Source organism: Labilibaculum sp., from assembly GCF_963664555.1.
Lineage (GTDB): Bacteria > Bacteroidota > Bacteroidia > Bacteroidales > Marinifilaceae > Labilibaculum.
Window position 1 is genome coordinate 3,177,124 of the sequence record NZ_OY761461.1, and the last position, 17,462, is coordinate 3,194,585.

Annotated in this window: 14 protein-coding genes; 4 read left to right on the forward strand and 10 right to left on the reverse strand. The window is 36.9% G+C overall.

The features are described from left to right. Nucleotides 1-55 precede the first annotated feature (55 nt). From ACKU4N_RS12550 to ACKU4N_RS12560, 3 genes are read right to left on the reverse strand one after another with little or no spacing between them, the layout of a single operon-like run. Nucleotides 56-1,156, reverse strand: coding sequence for an ROK family protein (locus tag ACKU4N_RS12550; RefSeq protein ID WP_321316705.1), 1,101 nt, complete (start codon nt 1,154-1,156; stop codon nt 56-58). An 8-nt stretch (nt 1,157-1,164) separates the two neighbouring features. Continuing rightward, nucleotides 1,165-2,319, reverse strand: a complete 1,155-nt coding sequence (locus ACKU4N_RS12555; RefSeq protein WP_156195980.1) for an MFS transporter — start codon at nt 2,317-2,319, stop codon at nt 1,165-1,167. 15 nt (nt 2,320-2,334) lie between these two features. Further along, a complete protein-coding gene (locus tag ACKU4N_RS12560) occupies nt 2,335-3,330 on the reverse strand; it encodes a LacI family DNA-binding transcriptional regulator (protein ID WP_124992802.1) in 996 nt (331 codons plus the stop codon). A gap of 358 nt (nt 3,331-3,688) precedes the next feature. Between ACKU4N_RS12560 and proC the strand changes: the two genes are divergently transcribed. Then, nucleotides 3,689-4,486 (forward strand): pyrroline-5-carboxylate reductase, encoded by a 798-nt coding sequence (proC, locus tag ACKU4N_RS12565; RefSeq protein WP_321316708.1) that lies wholly within the window; start codon nt 3,689-3,691, stop codon nt 4,484-4,486. 49 nt (nt 4,487-4,535) lie between these two features. On the opposite strand, the gene ACKU4N_RS12570 is transcribed toward proC, so the two are convergent. Further along, the gene (locus ACKU4N_RS12570) at nt 4,536-6,623 is read right to left on the reverse strand and encodes a T9SS type A sorting domain-containing protein (protein WP_321316710.1); all 2,088 of its coding nucleotides are present in this window, start codon (nt 6,621-6,623) and stop codon (nt 4,536-4,538) included. Between the two features lie 302 nt (nt 6,624-6,925). Between ACKU4N_RS12570 and ACKU4N_RS12575 the strand changes: the two genes are divergently transcribed. Beyond that, nucleotides 6,926-7,306: a response regulator gene (locus tag ACKU4N_RS12575; protein ID WP_321316712.1), complete on the forward strand. Its 381-nt coding sequence runs from the start codon at nt 6,926-6,928 to the stop codon at nt 7,304-7,306. Nucleotides 7,307-7,322: 16 nt separating this feature from the next. Here ACKU4N_RS12575 and ACKU4N_RS12580 read toward each other — a convergent pair whose 3' ends face one another. The 5 genes from ACKU4N_RS12580 to ACKU4N_RS12600 form a co-directional block, all read right to left on the reverse strand. Then, nucleotides 7,323-8,507 carry a SpoIIE family protein phosphatase gene (locus ACKU4N_RS12580; RefSeq protein WP_321316714.1) on the reverse strand — a complete coding sequence of 395 codons (1,185 nt, stop codon included), beginning with the start codon at nt 8,505-8,507 and terminating at the stop codon, nt 7,323-7,325. Next, nucleotides 8,507-10,360: a [Fe-Fe] hydrogenase large subunit C-terminal domain-containing protein gene (locus ACKU4N_RS12585; RefSeq protein ID WP_321316715.1), complete on the reverse strand. Its 1,854-nt coding sequence runs from the start codon at nt 10,358-10,360 to the stop codon at nt 8,507-8,509. Before ACKU4N_RS12585 ends, ACKU4N_RS12580 begins: the two co-directional genes overlap by 1 nt. A gap of 31 nt (nt 10,361-10,391) precedes the next feature. Then, nucleotides 10,392-10,643, reverse strand: coding sequence for an NAD(P)H-dependent oxidoreductase subunit E (locus tag ACKU4N_RS12590; protein ID WP_321316717.1), 252 nt, complete (start codon nt 10,641-10,643; stop codon nt 10,392-10,394). A gap of 126 nt (nt 10,644-10,769) precedes the next feature. After that, the gene (locus tag ACKU4N_RS12595) at nt 10,770-11,954 is read right to left on the reverse strand and encodes a SpoIIE family protein phosphatase (RefSeq protein ID WP_321316718.1); all 1,185 of its coding nucleotides are present in this window, start codon (nt 11,952-11,954) and stop codon (nt 10,770-10,772) included. Between the two features lie 9 nt (nt 11,955-11,963). Next, entirely contained in the window at nt 11,964-13,679 is a 1,716-nt protein-coding gene (locus ACKU4N_RS12600) for a [Fe-Fe] hydrogenase large subunit C-terminal domain-containing protein (RefSeq protein ID WP_321316719.1), read from the reverse strand. 412 nt (nt 13,680-14,091) lie between these two features. Between ACKU4N_RS12600 and ACKU4N_RS12605 the strand changes: the two genes are divergently transcribed. Together ACKU4N_RS12605 and ACKU4N_RS12610 are read left to right on the forward strand one after the other, a co-directional pair. After that, entirely contained in the window at nt 14,092-15,327 is a 1,236-nt protein-coding gene (locus ACKU4N_RS12605) for a BamB-related PQQ repeat family beta-propellar protein (protein ID WP_321316721.1), read from the forward strand. A 25-nt stretch (nt 15,328-15,352) separates the two neighbouring features. Beyond that, entirely contained in the window at nt 15,353-16,558 is a 1,206-nt protein-coding gene (locus ACKU4N_RS12610) for a type 1 glutamine amidotransferase family protein (protein WP_321316723.1), read from the forward strand. A 168-nt stretch (nt 16,559-16,726) separates the two neighbouring features. Here the strand turns inward: ACKU4N_RS12610 and ACKU4N_RS12615 are convergent, their stop codons facing one another. After that, on the reverse strand, nt 16,727-17,440 hold the full coding sequence (locus ACKU4N_RS12615; RefSeq protein WP_321316725.1) for a hypothetical protein: 714 nt from the start codon (nt 17,438-17,440) through the stop codon (nt 16,727-16,729). Nucleotides 17,441-17,462 lie beyond the last annotated feature (22 nt).

Sequence of the window (17,462 nt, forward strand, 5' to 3'; positions counted from 1 at the left end):
AAAAAGGTTCGGAAAGAGAAACAAATTTGCTTCTCAATCCGAAGGCAGCACACTACTACTGCAAATTCTTCAATGCAAATGCATATGCTCCGATTGCAATCGCTTTACTTGCTCCAAGCTTGCTGAAACAAACTGCTAAACGAGGATTTGGATCATATTTAATCGTTTTATCTGTTCCTGGTATTTGTATATCTATTGAACAATCTGAAGCAAATTCTTTAAATTCTTCATCGTTATCAATATTGTAGATCTTTTGTACCAAACGAGGAAGAGATTCTCCACCTGCAGTGAAGCAATTTCCATTCATCTCTTTCAAAGCTGCAGGCATATATAAATCATGAGCACCAGTTAACCCTCCACCAATAACAGCAATACCATCGGTAATGGTTAAAAGATTAGCCAAACTATCTCCTAAACATGTTCCAAACAGTTCAAATGCCTTTAGAGCTGCTTTTTGATCTGGATGACTATTATCAACTGCCAAATCATAAACATCTTTTGGCATCAATTCATCGGAATACTTACCTTTTGCATTTTCCAGAAATGTTCTTTGGATAGCCCGGGTACTTATTCCCTCTTCAGCAAAACGATCAGGAAAAACTCTTGAACTGGTTAACCAAACCTCTGTTGCAATGGAATTATCGCCAATAAACAATTCGTTATTGTGCACTAATCCGCCTCCAAATCCGGTACCAAGAGTTACGCCAATTAAATTGCGATAACGCTTAGGACTATTTTCTTCTTCCAAACGCTTATTGATAGCTGGCAATACGCCTCCCAAGGCTTCGCCATAAGCAAATAAATCACCGTCATTATTAATAAAAACCGGTATTGAGAATTTCTCTTCAAGCATTGGTCCTAAGGCAACTCCTCCTCTAAATGCAGGAAGGTTTGGCAAATCACCAATGATTCCATTTTTGTAATCGGCAGGTCCCGGAAATGCAAAACTAATTGCAACAGGTTTCTCTGCAAGCAGATTCATAACTTCCTGAAATCCGTCAACAATTGTTTTCAAACACAAATCAAGTTGATCTGCATTTGACGGCTTACGAATTGGTTCAACTATTTCTTCTCCGCTTTTCATTGCCGAAAAAACAAAATTTGTTCCTCCTGCATCAAGAGTCATCACAACTCTTTTATCATTCCAAATATTCATATGCTTTCTTACTTTCTTTTGTAAAACGACAATCCAAAAATGTAACCAATACACACCAGCGTAACAACAAAACCACCCATAAGTGAGAAAACATCTGCTACAGCTCCAAATATTACAGGTACAATTGCACCTCCAATAATAGCTGTCACCATCAAACCTGAAATTTCGTTACTCCTCTCCGGCATTGCATCAATTGCTATTGAAAATACCAATGGGAAAATATTAGCAAATCCCAATCCAATTAAAAATATTGCAGCAAATCCCATTATCGAACTTGTTGCAATATAAAGTCCGGCAATCCCAATTAAAGATAAAAGAGTTGTAATTTTCAAAAATCTTGAAGGAGACATCCAATTCAAAATTACGCCTCCCAAAAAGCGACCGGTCATTAAAGCAATGAAGAAAAATAAGGTTCCCCACAAACCTAACTCTTTAATATCATAGCTGAATTTTTCAGACAAATAGTTTGGAAGTTTAGCACTCATACTTACCTCTGAACCAACATATAAGAAAATAGCTAAAACCATAAAGAAAACATATGGATTTTTCAACAAAGCGAGAACTGAACCAAACGAAGCTGGAGATGCTGAATCATCTTTTTTCTCTTCAATAGTAACAACATATAAATAAATTGCTGCAACTAAAAGAATACCGGAATAAATTGGGAACAAAAGTTTCCAGTCCAATCCCCAATACTTAGCAGCCAACAATGGAATTAAAGCACCCGACAAAGAACCGATTGCCTTAATAAACTGTCCGAATGATAAATTTCTAGAATATTTTCCTTCAGGTGACACATCTCTCATAATTGGATTCCCTGCAACCTGCAGCAAAGTAGCACCTGTTCCTAACAGCAATAATGATCCTAATAACAATCCAAATGATGAGAAATTGCCTAATATAGGTAAGACTAAACCTACTAGCGCTGCCAGCATACCAAGAAGCAATACTCGTTTTTTTCCTTTTCTATCCTGATACAATCCCATTGGAACGGAAAGCAAACCAAACATGATAAACCCCATAAAGGTTACCAATCCAGCCAAAACGTTACTCAACTCATATTCGCTTTGTAACTGACTTGTAAGCGGCCCTACAACATCACCAAATCCCATGCACAAGAATGCCAAAAAAATTGGCCCTGATTTTAGATAATTATTCTTCATTGTCGACTCTTATTATTAACGTTCTATTAATTTAGGTTTCAATTCTATTCTTGTATTCTTACTTTCTTTGTTTTTAATTACTTCCTCCAGAATATCTACAGATTGCCTGGCAATACTCATTATAGGTTGTGCAATAGAAATTACTCTAGGCATCGAATAATCAAAAATGTCCAGATTATCGAAACTTACAAAAGTGATTTCTTTTACCTTTTCAGGATAATGCATATTCATTAACCAAATAGCCGTAGCAGTAATCTGATTATTAGTAAAAACAACTACATCAACCCCAGCTTCAATCAAGTATTTCAATTCTTTTTGAGCACTTTCTTTAATATGATTGTAATCTACAATTCGAAGTAAATTTTCATCATATTCCAAAGCATTATCTGTTAATGCCTGCTTGTACCCATCTATCCTCAGTTTTAATGAATAAACATCAGGTGTAATTGACAACAGACCAATTTTTTTTGCTCCTTTATCTATTGTTTTCTGAATGGCTTCCTTCATCGGATTTTTGTTTTCAACCAAAATATAATTGGCTAAAAATTCAGGGTCTTCCCGATCGAAAAAAACCATTGGGAAATTTTGCCTGGAAAGAGATTTTAAAACATCTCCTTTTATAAAACAAGACGCAATAATTAATCCATCAACCTGCCTGTTTACGAACATATTGAGCAGCAGCTCTTCTTTCTCTTTTTTCTCATCGGTACTCCCAATTAGTAAATGATATCCTTTTTCCCAAAGTAGATCTTCAATCATCCGTCCGATTTTAGCATAAAATGGATTCGAAATATCAGGAACCAGATAGCCAATGGTATTAGTAGTACCATTCTTTAAACTCTTCGCAATTTGATTCGGTTGATAGCCTACCTCTTCGATGTAATCCAATATTACTTTTTGAGTTTTTTTACTGATGTTCTTTTCATCTCCTTTTTTATTTAAAACGAATGAGACTGTAGTTTTTGAAACTCCTAAATCTTGGGCTATATCCTTAATTGACTTCTTCTTCACTGGATTTTATTGCTAAATCGGTTTACTAAATCGGTTTACCAAAAATATGATTTTTTTTTATCATTCAAAAATAATTTTCAAAAAGAAAATAGTGGTCTGCCCACTCTTGATTTTAAAACATTAAAAATCAACACATACACACCTATTATTAAGCAACCTACTACAATAAACAATTACTGTAGTATATAATCAACAGATGAAATTTTTCATTCTTCTGATTTCAAAAAAAATTGTACTTTTATGCACGAATAAAAATTATACACACCTCCTTATTTTCTTACAAATATTTTAAGCCCGGTTTTATTTGGATTTAATTAACTTATAGTTAAATCGTGGCATTAGACAAATATGAATGAATATGAATGATCAAAAAATTTGCGTTATTGGTTGTGGTAATTTAGGTCGATCAATTGTTAAAGGACTTTTGAATAATGATACTTTTAACTCGGGTCATGTAACCGCAACAAGAAGAAATATTGATTTAATAGCCGATTTAGCCTCAGAGGGAGCCGCAATTACATCGGATAACTGTGAAGCTGTTAGAAATTCCAATATTATTTTAGTTGCCGTAAAACCTTATAATGTTGGTAAAATAATAAAAGAAATTAAAGGTGAAATCACTGAAGGACATCATGTACTTGTTTCACTGGCGACCGGCCTAACAACCGAAGAAATTTCAGAAATGCTGGATCATAAAATACCGGTTTTTAGAGCTATGCCAAATATTGCTGCCAATATATCTGAATCAACAACTTGTATTTGTGGCAAAAATGCTTCTCAGATAGAAACAAAAAACATTAAAGCCATTTTCGACTGTGTTGGAGAAAGCCTGATTATTAATGAAGAATTAATGGAAGCGGCCACCATTTTAGGCGCTTGTGGAATTGCTTTTGTGTTCCGTTTTATTCGTGCAATGATTCAAGGTGGAATTCAAATTGGTTTTGATGCCAATACCGCCAAACAAATAGTATCTCAAACAGTGAAAGGTGCTGCCGAAATGCTCCAAATTAATAATGATCACCCCGAATCGGAAATTGACAAGGTTACTACACCAAAAGGTTGTACAATTGTAGGGTTAAATGAGATGGAACATCAAGGTTTTTCGTCTGCATTAATCAAAGGAATTGTAACTTCATTTCAAAAAATTGAAAAATAACAACATTAGTTCTCATTCTATTGCTTAAAAAATAGAATGAGACTATCTTTTACTTTGTCAGCAGGAGTTTTCTTTTCAAATCAACACCATCAATATTCAAGTTTAAAATATAGACTCCTGAAGATAACCCCTTAAGATTAAAATTAACCATACTTTCGTAGCTGGAAACAACTCCTGAACGAATTTGAGCTCCTTTTAGATCAAATACTTTCCATGTAATTCGCAAATAGACTATCCGGCTTAAATCAACCGTAAAAGCACCACCGGATGGATTTGGATAAATCCTTAATAAATCATCATAAGTTGTTGTTATTTGTTTTGAGGTTGAATTCACGCCACACAAATTTTCAGTGCTAAGCTTTATTGTATATTTTCCAGTCCCGGCATAAGTGTGACTAGGGTTTTCTTCTTCAGAAACTGCTCCGTCACCAAAATTCCAATCGTAAGTTATTCCTTCAACCGAAGTGTTACTCATTTGAACTTTATTCCTTTCAACGGTATAATCAAAATTTGCCACCGGAACATCCATAGCCAAAACAGAACGCACAACACTATCGGCAACTCCATTCTTTCGCACAATTAATTTAACTCGCTTGAGACCCGGATTGCTATAATTCACAACATGAGGTCCTTTCTCTATTGAAGTCTGAGGAGTGGCTCCATCACCAAAATTCCAGTAAAACTCATCAGGTTCACCTAATGAAACATCCGTGAAAGTAACTTGAGATTCATAACAAATGCTATCCTTAGATACAGTAATAACTGCTCTTAATCCTTTGTATGGATCAACACCATCAAGCGTTTCCACACCTAAACTCAATGGATCCAGCCAAAATTTCAATTGCTGATTCGCTTCGGAATAATTGGCCCAACTTTCTGAAAACTTTGCAAAGTAATCGTATACCGGATTGTCACAATTAGCCTCTCCTCCTGTTAAATCTCCAATCAAGCGATGGTTTTCATCAAATAATGGTGAGCCGGAAGATCCGCCTTCTGTAGTTCCTAAATCCCATTCTAAAACCAACCAATGTGTGTTTGGTTCGAATGTAAACTTTGTATCCGAATAAGAATCCGTTAATGGTGCATCATAATCAGCAGATATTTTTTTCACATCTCCATTTGGGTGATGAATGCAGGTTGTATTTGTTGGCACTCTACCCGATCTGTCCCAACCAATATAATAGGGTGAATAAGATGCCGGAGGCATCACAGACAACTCTAACAGCGTAAAATCCAACCTGCTTGTTGTAGCCAGCAAACTTGATCCAGAGATAGATTGCGATTTTGAACCAACAGAGGATTCACAATCTACAGCCTCATAATTAAAAACGAAAATGGCAACATCTGCATCTTCTTGATTATCGATCGCATGATGAGCTGTCAGTAAAAAAGGCCTTCCATCATAGCCGGTATTATTTATCAGGGCACCCGACGCAATGTAACCACTATACAAAATATGACAGACAGATCGTTTTTCAACCTGCCAGGCATCTCCTTCCGCACAATTAATATTCACATTACATGTTCCTGATGTTTTTAACAAAGATTCCGCTCCTTGCAGCTGATTAAAAATATTTTTATAGTCATGCAGCACACTTCCAATTTCTAAATCTGCAATAAAATCAGGATGTAAAGGCTCTATATATTCTACAGTTATTTCATCTCCCTGCAAAGGTTCAACCGAAAACCTGCCCGATTCTTTATTGTTTTTTTCATTGTAGCCTCCAAGTATACGGTTCGATTGATTATTGTACACAAACATCTGACTGCCTGCCGGAATTCTGAATTTTGAAAAAATCAATCCTAAAGAATATGCTCCGGGCGATGAAACCGATATCCGCCAGACTCTTCTGCCATCATCTAAAACCTGCCATTTACCACTACTTAAGGAATTATAACTTGTGGTGTATTTATAAGCATATTGAGCATACTTAAGGTAACTTTTACCTCCGACCTGTTCGTTCGCCTTGCTCATTTTTGTCATCTCAAAACGAGGCAAATAAATCGTTGACAATTCTGACTTTAACTTCCCCGTTTTAAATAAAGGTTCACCACCATAAGAGATTTGAGCCTTTGTGGACAGCCAAAAAAGAGTTAAGCTAATAAGTAGCCCGGATCGGATTAATTTAGAGATCATGCAGGTATATTTCAATCAATAATTATCAAAAATAGCAATTAAGAAAGGAATGTCAACCTATTACCGTAAAACAATTAGTATCCCCTACCAAAAGAAAAAAATTTACTTTAAGCTCATCAGATAATTTACTTATAAATGTAAAAAGTTAATATCCGAAAATCTAATTCCATCAACGAACATGAACATTTAACAAACTCATTTTTAAAAGAGTATTTATATTAAACAAGTTCTTTTAAATCCTAATTATTTTATATAAATTTGAATTAAGTAAAAAACCAATTTAGAACACCAAATCATACCCCATGAATTTAACCGAACGTAATTGGTCCTCAAAAACCATTCTTATCGCAGAAGATGTAGAATCTAATTTTCTATTTTTGGAAGAGGTAATCCGAAAAACAGGGGCTGAAGTTCTTTGGGCAAAAAATGGGGCCGATGCCATTGAAATGTTTAGCAACAATAAGGTTGACTTAATATTAATGGACATTCAAATGCCCCTCATGAACGGTTTTGAGGCTACCAAAATCATCAAGAAACAAGATCCAAAGATTCCAATAATTTCACAAACAGCATATGCAATGTCCGAAGACCGGGTTAAGAGTTTGAATGCCGGTTGTGATGATTATATTGCCAAACCAATACCAAGTCAAAAATTATTAGATTTACTTTCTGTTTACATTTAATCAGAATACACCAAATCTAAATGAAGGTTAGATTAACATCTTTTAAAAATTTATCCTCAAGAAGACTTACTATTTTTTTCACAACAGTTCTTCGGATCTCCAATTCAATAGGTAAGCTTGGGTCTTGGTGAGCAAAATTAATTCTTGTTCCGGAAATAATAGAGATTTTATCACTCTGCAAGAGATAGTGAACGATCTGATCTGCAGGTCCATCTCCCAGATCGTAATCACTGTTGTAATCCCCTAAAATCCGGGCAACTTTTCCAATTGTAAGAATGCCTTCGGTTACCAAGTTTATGCTTTCCATATAAGACGCCGGCGGTAATTCAGGGTCAGTAATTTTCATTCCGGCGGCAAATTTCAAGTTTAATTCACGACCCAAAATTTCGGCCGTTGTTCCGCCGCAAATAATTTTTTTCCCTTTAAAGTGATAAACTCTCATGGCCAACTCAGCATCCTTATCCTTTTCGTAAGGAGGACCTGTACAAATTAAAAGTTTACGCGGTTCCCGATAGTAAATTACACCAGCACTTGTATCGTCCTTTAGCTCATCCTGATCGTTCCTGGCTGCTTTTTTCACCAATTGCAAACCTAAATTTCGGGCCGATATGTAAGGAGTCGATTTTACAATATTAGTAACAAATTTTAAAGCACTTTCATGTCCCCATCCGAAAGGCAATTCCCTGCTTCCCATTCCCGACTGCATAATTCCATCGGACCAAAACAGGATACGGTCTTCTTTCCGGGCATTAAATTCACAAGTTCTAAGTTCTTTGCCCTGATTTTCTTCACTGTCAAGCAGAATTGTTCTCCATCCCGGATCGAAAACCTCCGAACCACGCATTACCACACACAAAGGATTATCGAACTCAATGATACGTGTTGTTCCATCAAATTCAATATCTATGATCGTGAAGGTTGAATAGCTTACTTTACGAACACTGCATACTGGAAGCGTGTTCATAATAATTTCGGCAATGGTTTTTACATCCTTATGCTCTGCTGTAAAATTCATTGCCATAGATGCAGTTAAAGTTGCCAGAACATTGGCTTTTACACCACTTCCCATGCCATCACTTAACACGGCAATTGTTCTGTTTTCCTCTTTAATTCTCTTGGAAAGAAATACATCACCGCAAATCATTTCACCATGATGAAAGAGTTGCTGACAGTCTATATCTATATGAAATTTATCGTCCATTATTCGCCTTTCCCTTCTTCCCCCGAAGCATGGGACTTAATGATCGAACTTAGTAATTTTTCCGTTTTGGAAGCACTCTCACCTAATAAAAAGGCAATTTGCTGCACTGTTTGAAGATTCTCTTTAATAACCGCTCTAGCTCTGCCAATAACCTCTTCCCTCCTTACTTCAGGAGCATATAAATCGCGAATAATACCACCAACAATCTTATTCTTTTTAATGGTAAAAACCGAAACATTAAACAACCTGTTTCCAAAATGCACATCCTTGTTTAAAATATCCTCCCCGTTTAAAATTACTGTAGAAAAAAATTTATGAAAACTGATCAATTTTGTTAAGTCAGCATCAACTAATCCGGGAATAATTTCATTTAGCATTCTAGTCTCTTCACCCAATAAATCAACGAAAGTTTTATTCGACTCAATCACTTTCAACCTCTCGTCGACAATTACAACACCCGATGGAAGTTTCTGCAGCATGGCAGACACCGTTTCTGAAGCCTCCTGTGCAATAATTCTTTCTTCGTTTGCAATTCTTTCCGATTCCTTTAAAGCGGCTTCGGTTTTTGTTAATTTTGAATTAATATTTCCCAGCCGCTTTATGTAACTGTTCATATTTTTAATTGTAAAAGAAGAACACATTTCGTAATTGGCCAGACCTTGACATTTTGCGATGGCAAATTCCCTGCAAGATTCATAACCGCAAGAACCGCAACCTAACTGATCTTCAATTTTGCCTTTTCCCATCTCCACCAAAACATCCATTATTTCTTCTTCAGAAGGAACAGGCAGTTCTATGCCATTTGATTTAAATCCTCTGCTCAAATCAAGATCACTGTATTCATTAATTTCATGCTGCCATTCTACCTCATCAAAAGTTTTTAGCCTTTTGCGCACATAACGAATTACTTTCGAACGCCGTGAAAATTTACGCCCTCCCGGCGAAGTTCCAGGTCCCATGATACAACCTTCGCAATAAAATAAATCAAGATGCTGATAAAGGTCGTGCTGAGTTTTAAACTCATTGATCGACCGAAGAAAATTATTTCTTCCCTCGGTACTAATAATCCCACCATTTAGCATGGATATATCAATATCCGCAGCCTGAAACAGACCGTGACTAATTGGAAATAAGCCTCCCAATCGAGCGAATGGAGGATCAAACTCAGAGAATTCAACAGAGTTTTCCGAAACTCCGTACTCGGTAAACAGCTTTCTTAATTCGGCAAAACTTAAAACTGCATGAACACTTCCGTCAGTTCCATTAAATGCTTTAACATCATCTTTACTGGCAACACAAGGCGATAAAGAAACAATCTTAACATTTTTGCCATACTTTTTTCGGACCACTTTTGCCATGGCAATACCTGGCGGTACAATTGGTGCCAAATTATCAACTAATCCGGGATGAAAATTCTCAATATTATTTACCAGAGCCGGGCATTTTGTTGAGATATAATACTTCCCATGAAAATTCTTGAACAATTCCTTGTAGCGGTAGGCCACCAAATCTGCACCAAAGGCGGCTTCAACAACATAATCAAAACCCAGGGCTCTAATCATACCAACAAAATTCCGAAAATCCAGAATATCATCAAACTCTCCGGAAATACTTGGATCACAAATGGCAACGACAGGCTCGGTATCTGCTAATAATTGCTTAACCAAATCTTCCGAACTTCTATATTCTATAGCATTTTGGGCACAAACGGTAACACAATTTCCACAACCAATACATCTGCTTTTAATAATGTTTGCAAAATCATTCTTTATTTTGATTGCTTTGGCCGGACAAACCCGAATACATGTATAACTGAGATTACACTTATTCTTATTGGTTACAATTAATGGCATAATGAGTTTTTTAAGATTGAAAGACACTTAATTAAACAAGCCCAAAAACGTCGTTTAATATTTCAACTACACTATCCGGATCGACTTCTTCGTACAGTTCATCTCCAATTTTTAAAATAGGTCCTTTGGCACAATTCCCTGTACACAATTCACCATGAAAAAACACCTTGTCTTTCAATTTATTTTCTTCCAAAAAGGTATTAATCGCTTTTAAAGCTTTCCCGTTACCTCTTGAGAAACAGGAGCTTCCCAAACAAATGGTAATTTCGATTTTTTCGGCCATTTAGTAATTGTCTTTATGATCTGTTTCATGAGGATTGTTATTTTCTTCCAATTCACCAACAAGACTACCCACCAAATGGAAATTCAATCAACAATACCCCATGTTTAATATGAGTAATATTTCATTTTAAATATAACTAAGATCTACTTCTTTTAAAAACTTTTCCTCCAGTAGTGCAACAATATTCTTTACAACGGTTCTGCGTATCTCTAATTCCATTGGTAAATTAGGATCCTGATGCGCTACATTTATCTTTGTTCCGTTAATAATAAAAATCTTATCGCTTTCCAATAAAACCCGAACCAGCTGATCTGCCGGCCCGTGTTGCAATGAAAAATTTTGCTTGTGATTTTTAAGTAAGCGATACACTTTACCCAAAGTTAAAATCCCTTCGGTCACCAAATCGATACCATTAATATGGGATATTGGTGGCAATTCTGAATCAGTAATTGTTAATTCGACCTCAATTGGAGCCTGAATTTCACGAGAGATAATACCGGCTGTTGTGCCCCCGCAAACTACTTTCTTACCCACAAATTCCACAACCTGTTTGGCTAACTGTGCGTCCTTCGATTTTTCATAGGGAGGTCCCGTACATATTAATAAATTTCTTGGCTCCCGAAAATAGAGTACCCCACATGAAGTATCGTCCTTGGGCTTGTTTCCGTAATTTGCACACGCTCTGTCAACAACCGCAGCACCCAATTGCCGGGCAGATAAAAATGGCTGTCTGCGTACCAAACCTTTTACATAGGCATCCAGATTATCGAAGCCCCAGCCAAATGGCCATCGGGTACTTCCCATTCCCGAATTGGTAACTCCATCGGAGCAGAATACAATCCGGTCTTCTTTCTGAGCCATAAACCGATACGAATACAGTACCTTTCCTTGATTATGATCCCCGGAAAGACGCAACTCTTCACAATCGGGTGTGAAGCTTTCCAATCCACGCAAAATTAAACACTCCGGACTATCATAACGAATAATCCGGGTCTCCCCATCGCATTCAATTTCAACAATGGTAAAAGTAGAATAACTTGCTTTTCGTTTGCTGCAAACAGGAAGTGTTTTCATGATTACTTCGGCCGCTTTACGAATATCTTTATTCACTTTCATGTAGTTGAGAATCATCGATGCGGTAAGTGTACCCAGCACATTTGCTTTCACACCACTTCCCAATCCATCGGATAATACCAGAATCGTTCTTCCCTCCTCTTTTATTTTCCGCGACATAAATACATCCCCGCAAATGGACTGACCGGCATAATTTTTTTGCCGGCACTCTACTTCAATATAAAAATTGGATGACATACGCTACTGTTAATCCTGTGAAAGAGTATAAAATTCGACAATTGAATTGAGCATTTCCTCTGTTTCAGAAGCATTTTCACCCAATAAATAGGCTATTTTCTGCACGGTCTCCAGATTTTTCTGATTTACCGATTTTGCTCTTGAGATCACCTCTTCCCGTTGAATGAACGGCTGCGACATATCCCGAAGAATGGCTCCTGCTATTTTGTGTTTATGAATACTAAAAAGTGTGATGTGAAACATTTTGTTTCCAAAACGAATATCTCTTTCCAGATTATCAACGCCAGTTGATAGTACCGAAGAAAACAACTTGTGAAATGGAGCAATTTTAATCAGATCAGCATCAACCAAACCAGGAACCGTTTCGTACAATTGTTCAATCTCAGACCCCATCATTCGGGCAAAACTCAAATTTGCTTCTCTGATTTTTAATTGATCATCGACAATAACTACTCCCGAAGGAATCTTGCGCAAAAGTGCTGACGATTTATCGTGTGCTATTTTACGCATGTATGATACGCACATGTTTGGTTCCGACCGATCTTCAAGCAGCGCTCCTGCAAACTCCCTGCAGCTGTTATAACCACAACCACCACAATTAATTTCATCTTTATCGGAGTACTTTCCAACCATGGTAAGTGCCTCTTTAATACTACTCTCAGCATGTTCTCTTCTCTCTATCGGAAGAATTGAATCAAATGTTCTTTCAATTGAAAAATCAGTTTCCAACTGAAACCCCTGATCTTTACCAAGCTTATTGATCACCTCTAAGCGCTTAATCGCTGTTGAATAAGACTTATCCGTTCCCGGTCCGTTTACACAACCGCCATCGCATGCCAAAAGTTCCAGAAACATCACTGTCGATTTCTTGTATTTATCCAAATCGGACAAAACCGATTGAATGTTATTGATCCCGGAGAAAGTCATGTAAACAGCATCGGTTGCAGTGGTATTTTTCTTCACTCCCATAATCATTCCTCCATCAATCGGATAAAGCACGCCCCTTCCTGCTTTTCCTGGAACAAAAACCTCTTCATTTTCTTCCTCCGAAAATAAATAAGGATCGATATTTTCATCTTCGAACCATTTCCTAAGATCCGAAAAAGTAAGCGCGGCATCTAATAATTCAGGAAACTGATCACTTTCGGATTTTTTTGCAATACAAGGGCCAATAAAAACAACATGACAATCTTCCCCGTACGCAGCTTTAAGAAATTTGGAATGGGTTAAAAGCGGCGATAAAAACGGGGTAATGTAATTTTTATATTTTGGATAATGTTTACAGATCATCTCAACAACCGATGGACAGGCTGAAGAAATATAAATTCCTTTGTCCTGTTTTCCGATAAATTCCGCCACATTTTTTGAGACCTCCTGAGCCCCCAGTGCAGTTTCAGACACATGTGCAAATCCCAATGATTTTAATGCGGCTGTAATTTGCCCGTCGGACAGATTTGGGAATTCGGTAACAAATGATGGTGCCAAAGAAACAATTACTTTTGGGCTGCGCTTCAATAAACCCTTCACTTTCTTTACATCATCGCGCACTTTCTTTGCATTCACCGGGCAAATTAAAGTACAGGTTCCGCAGTAAATACAATCATCGTGAAGAATCTGAGCTGAATTATTAACCACCTTAATGGCTTTCAATTTACATTCCCTTATGCATTTGTAACAATCCTGACAATCGTTTTGCTCCGTATAAACAGGCTTAAAGACATCCATATTATCCTCCTTGTATTATCTGTATAGCTCAACTGAGATATTTCCCCTTTGACCTTTGACCTTTGACCTTTGACCTTTGACCTTTAGTCATACAAATCTCAGAATTTATGGTTTATATATCAGATATATAATACTATTCTAGAACACATCAATACTATTCATATGCATTTTAAATAATTCGCAACCAATTGCACAAATCCCAATAAAATAAATTTTTACGTATTACAAATTCGTACACATACTGTTCAAATACGAACAAATTTTAAACAGATCGAAACACCTGTACAAATCGTAAATTTCTAATCAGATGACAGTTCATGGATATGGCTTGATGTTTGATCGGGCAAACAGCATGAACATTTTGATTTACAAGCGCTAGAAGAAACATTTACCCAAAATTTCAACATCTATCATGAAAAAGACAACACTTAATTTGTTACTTATTTGCCTTTTAATGGTTTTGCAAATCCCTTTTGCAAATGCACAAGAAACAAAACCGGAAAGTTGGAACCAATTTAGAGGAGCCAATAGAAATGGAATCGCAACCGAACCTATTAATCTTGATCAATTTCCGGCCAATGGACCAAAACTTCTTTGGAAGAAAAAAATAGGTGCAGGCTTTTCGGAACTCACCATTTCAGAAGACAAGTTATATACGATGATTAGCGATAAAACTGACAGCATTACTGGTTCTGAATACATTGCTGCATTTGATGCAAAAACCGGCAATGAACTGTGGAGAACTAAAGTTGATTCTTGTTTCTTCGACACCTTTGGTGATGGGCCACGATCGACTCCGGTAATTGGAGACAACAATATCTATGGTTTAAGCAGTTACGGAAAGCTGACTGCCTGTTCAAAGAAAGATGGCAAACTACTTTGGCAGGTTGATTTTATGGCCAAATATAAAAGCGCGAAACCTCAATGGGCATTTTCATCCTCTCCTGTACTGATAGACAATAATTTAATTGTTGAAGTCGGCGGAACTGAAAAAAGAGCATTTATGAGCTTTGATAAAAACACTGGTGATGAACTGTGGAATAATGGAGCAGGAATTCCAACCTATAGTTCTCCCGCTATTGCAACAATTGATAATGTGAAAAATATTATTTTCGCCAATGGAAGACAATTACATTCCTTAAATACTCAAGGTGATACACTTTGGACTTATAAATCTGCTTCGGCCAACACGATGGCAATGCCTGTTGTTTTCGACACCAACAAAGTATTTGTTTCATCGGTAAGAAGTGCTGGTTTCGTAGTTCTGGAGATAAAAAACAACAAACCGGCAGAAATTACACAGGGAACCAGTATGAAAAATGATTATTCATCATCGATCTACCACGAGGGTTGTGTTTATGGATTTCATACCGCCGCTCTCCAATGTGTTTCTCTTGAAACGGGAGAAAAAAAATGGACAAAAAGAGGTTTTGGCAAGGGCAGTTTAATTTGTGTAAATGATCAGTTACTGGTCTTATCCGATAAAGGAAAAGTAATTCAGGTAAAAGCCACACCTGAGATCTACACCGAAATTGGTAGCTTCCAGGCTCTTGACGGAAAATCATGGACCGCACCTTCATTTGCAAATGGTAAGCTTTACGTAAGAAACCTAACAGAAATGGCTTGTTACGATTTATCAAAAAACTAATTTCTCAAAACTAAAAAAATTGATCATGAAACGAAGAAAATTTCAAGTCATTCTTGTCATCCTTTCTATTTGTTTTCCTTCCATACTATTCGCCCAAACAGCAGATGAAATTATAGACAAACACATAGAAGCCCACGGTGGCAAGGAGAAATGGGAAGCCGTTAAAACAATGAAACTAACGGGTAAATTTACCGCTTTCAGTCTGGAAAAAGACTATACTGCATTCAAAACCAATAAGGCTTGCTATTACGCTGATTTTCATTTAGGAGAACAGCACGTAATTGAATCCTATGATGGCAAAAAAGGCTGGACGATTGATCCTTGGCAGGAAATACTTTACGCCCGTAACATCAATAAAAATGAAACAGATGTATTTGAACAAAAAGCGGAATTTTTCACCCCTTTTTACAAGTACAAAGAAAAGGGACATAAAGTCGAATTTGTTGGCAAAAGTGATATTGATGGCACTGAAGTATTCACTCTAAAATTAACAAAGGCAAATGGCACCTCAGAAACCTGGTATTTAGATGCAAAAACTTATTTGGAATACAAATGTGAAACTCCATGGGTGGATTTCGCTCAATCGATCCCTGCAGAAGTATTTTTCGACGATTTCAGAACTGTTGACGGATTGGTGATCCCCTTTTTTACCGAACGATTATTTTGGCAACGCGACAGAATGATTCAAATTGAAGAAATTGAAATCAATCCTGAATTTGATAAGAATCTGCTGGTAATGCCCCAAAGAGAAGAAATGAGTAAGTTGGATTTTCTGAAAGGTGACTGGGTAGTGAAAATGGAATTTATGGGACGCAAAGGAAAATATCAGGAGGCCGGACTTACAGAATCGAACATCAATTATGCCTCGACAAATTTACTTCATGAAAAAATGAGCTGCGAAAATGGCTTCCCTACAAGCCTAAGTATCAACTATTCTTACAACGGGGATACTAAAATGTACCGAATTGCAGCGTTTAACGATCTGACTTCTTCCATCGATATTTTTCAAGGTGACTTTATTAATGATGCACTTGTTTTTGAGGATACAAAAATCAACTTTACGGATGAGAAAAATCCGACAAGAAACTGCAAACAATTCATATACACTATTGTTGATGATAACAGTTTCACTGTAGAAAACAAAGTTTCTCAGGATGAAGGAAAAACATGGAATCCTCAAGCCAGATTTACCTACACACGCAAAACTGACAATACGATTTCGCAGAAGTAAAATGAATTGGGATAACAGATTAGCCTCGGAATTCCCGGGGCTTTTTTTACTCCCCCTCACATGCCCGTTTCTAATGATTCCATAAATGGAAGGAGAGAAAACTGTTTTACACCAATAAAAAACCCTCGAATCGTTACAATCCGAGGGTTTAAACAAAAAAACAATACATCAATCAAGATCTTTCTCCGCCTCAACAAGCGGTACCTCAGCTTCCTCTTTTTTGCCATTCACCGTAACAGGAAATTTAAACCATTTCAGCATCTCCTCATTATCGATGTATATAATTTTTGCCGCTTTTTGATACATGGATAGCATTTCGTACAATTTATTTAAGCTTACCACGCGCTCGTCGGCAGCACGGCTGCGATCTACCCTGCACTTAGTTTGCTGATCCATATATATCTTTAAACTATCTTTATAATCCGCAATCTTAAGGTAGGTTTCCTCTTTCCATGCTCCTTTCAACAGAGCTTCCTTATGAAGGTTGGCAATCAATAAAAAATCGGAATAAAACATGAACATATTCCTACCCGATTTTCGGGCCTCTTCGTAGTCGTTAAAACCGAATTGATTCCAGATGTGTTTTTTGTTGGCAAACACCATTTCTATATCAAACTTGCACGCCTGGAAAAACTTCGCACACTTTTCGACACAACTGTTAACGGCAGCCGTAGCCTCGGCCTGAATATCAATATACACCTTATCGGAAGGGATATTATTTGCCTCGTTAAAAAGAACTTCAATTTCTGCAATTCTCTCAGGAGTAAAATACACCGAAAAAACAGAAAACTTTGCCTGCTCTTCTTTAATTAAATTAATAAAATTACTTGCCCAGGAAATAAAAACCGCATCGGAGCAATGGTAAAATCTAGAATCATTCATATTAAATATCTGTTTTGTTTGT

Excerpts from the sequence above, each read along its gene's own strand:
- ACKU4N_RS12550 (WP_321316705.1), bottom strand. The coding sequence starts at position 1,156 with ATGAATATTTGGAATGATAAAAGAGTTGTGATGACTCTTGATGCAGGA.
- ACKU4N_RS12555 (WP_156195980.1), bottom strand. The coding sequence starts at position 2,319 with ATGAAGAATAATTATCTAAAATCAGGGCCAATTTTTTTGGCATTCTTG.
- proC (WP_321316708.1), top strand. The coding sequence starts at position 3,689 with ATGAATGATCAAAAAATTTGCGTTATTGGTTGTGGTAATTTAGGTCGA.
- ACKU4N_RS12570 (WP_321316710.1), bottom strand. The coding sequence starts at position 6,623 with ATGATCTCTAAATTAATCCGATCCGGGCTACTTATTAGCTTAACTCTT.
- ACKU4N_RS12575 (WP_321316712.1), top strand. The coding sequence starts at position 6,926 with ATGAATTTAACCGAACGTAATTGGTCCTCAAAAACCATTCTTATCGCA.
- ACKU4N_RS12580 (WP_321316714.1), bottom strand. The coding sequence starts at position 8,507 with ATGGACGATAAATTTCATATAGATATAGACTGTCAGCAACTCTTTCAT.
- ACKU4N_RS12585 (WP_321316715.1), bottom strand. The coding sequence starts at position 10,360 with ATGCCATTAATTGTAACCAATAAGAATAAGTGTAATCTCAGTTATACA.
- ACKU4N_RS12590 (WP_321316717.1), bottom strand. The coding sequence starts at position 10,643 with ATGGCCGAAAAAATCGAAATTACCATTTGTTTGGGAAGCTCCTGTTTC.
- ACKU4N_RS12595 (WP_321316718.1), bottom strand. The coding sequence starts at position 11,954 with ATGTCATCCAATTTTTATATTGAAGTAGAGTGCCGGCAAAAAAATTAT.
- ACKU4N_RS12600 (WP_321316719.1), bottom strand. The coding sequence starts at position 13,679 with ATGGATGTCTTTAAGCCTGTTTATACGGAGCAAAACGATTGTCAGGAT.
- ACKU4N_RS12605 (WP_321316721.1), top strand. The coding sequence starts at position 14,092 with ATGAAAAAGACAACACTTAATTTGTTACTTATTTGCCTTTTAATGGTT.
- ACKU4N_RS12610 (WP_321316723.1), top strand. The coding sequence starts at position 15,353 with ATGAAACGAAGAAAATTTCAAGTCATTCTTGTCATCCTTTCTATTTGT.
- ACKU4N_RS12615 (WP_321316725.1), bottom strand. The coding sequence starts at position 17,440 with ATGAATGATTCTAGATTTTACCATTGCTCCGATGCGGTTTTTATTTCC.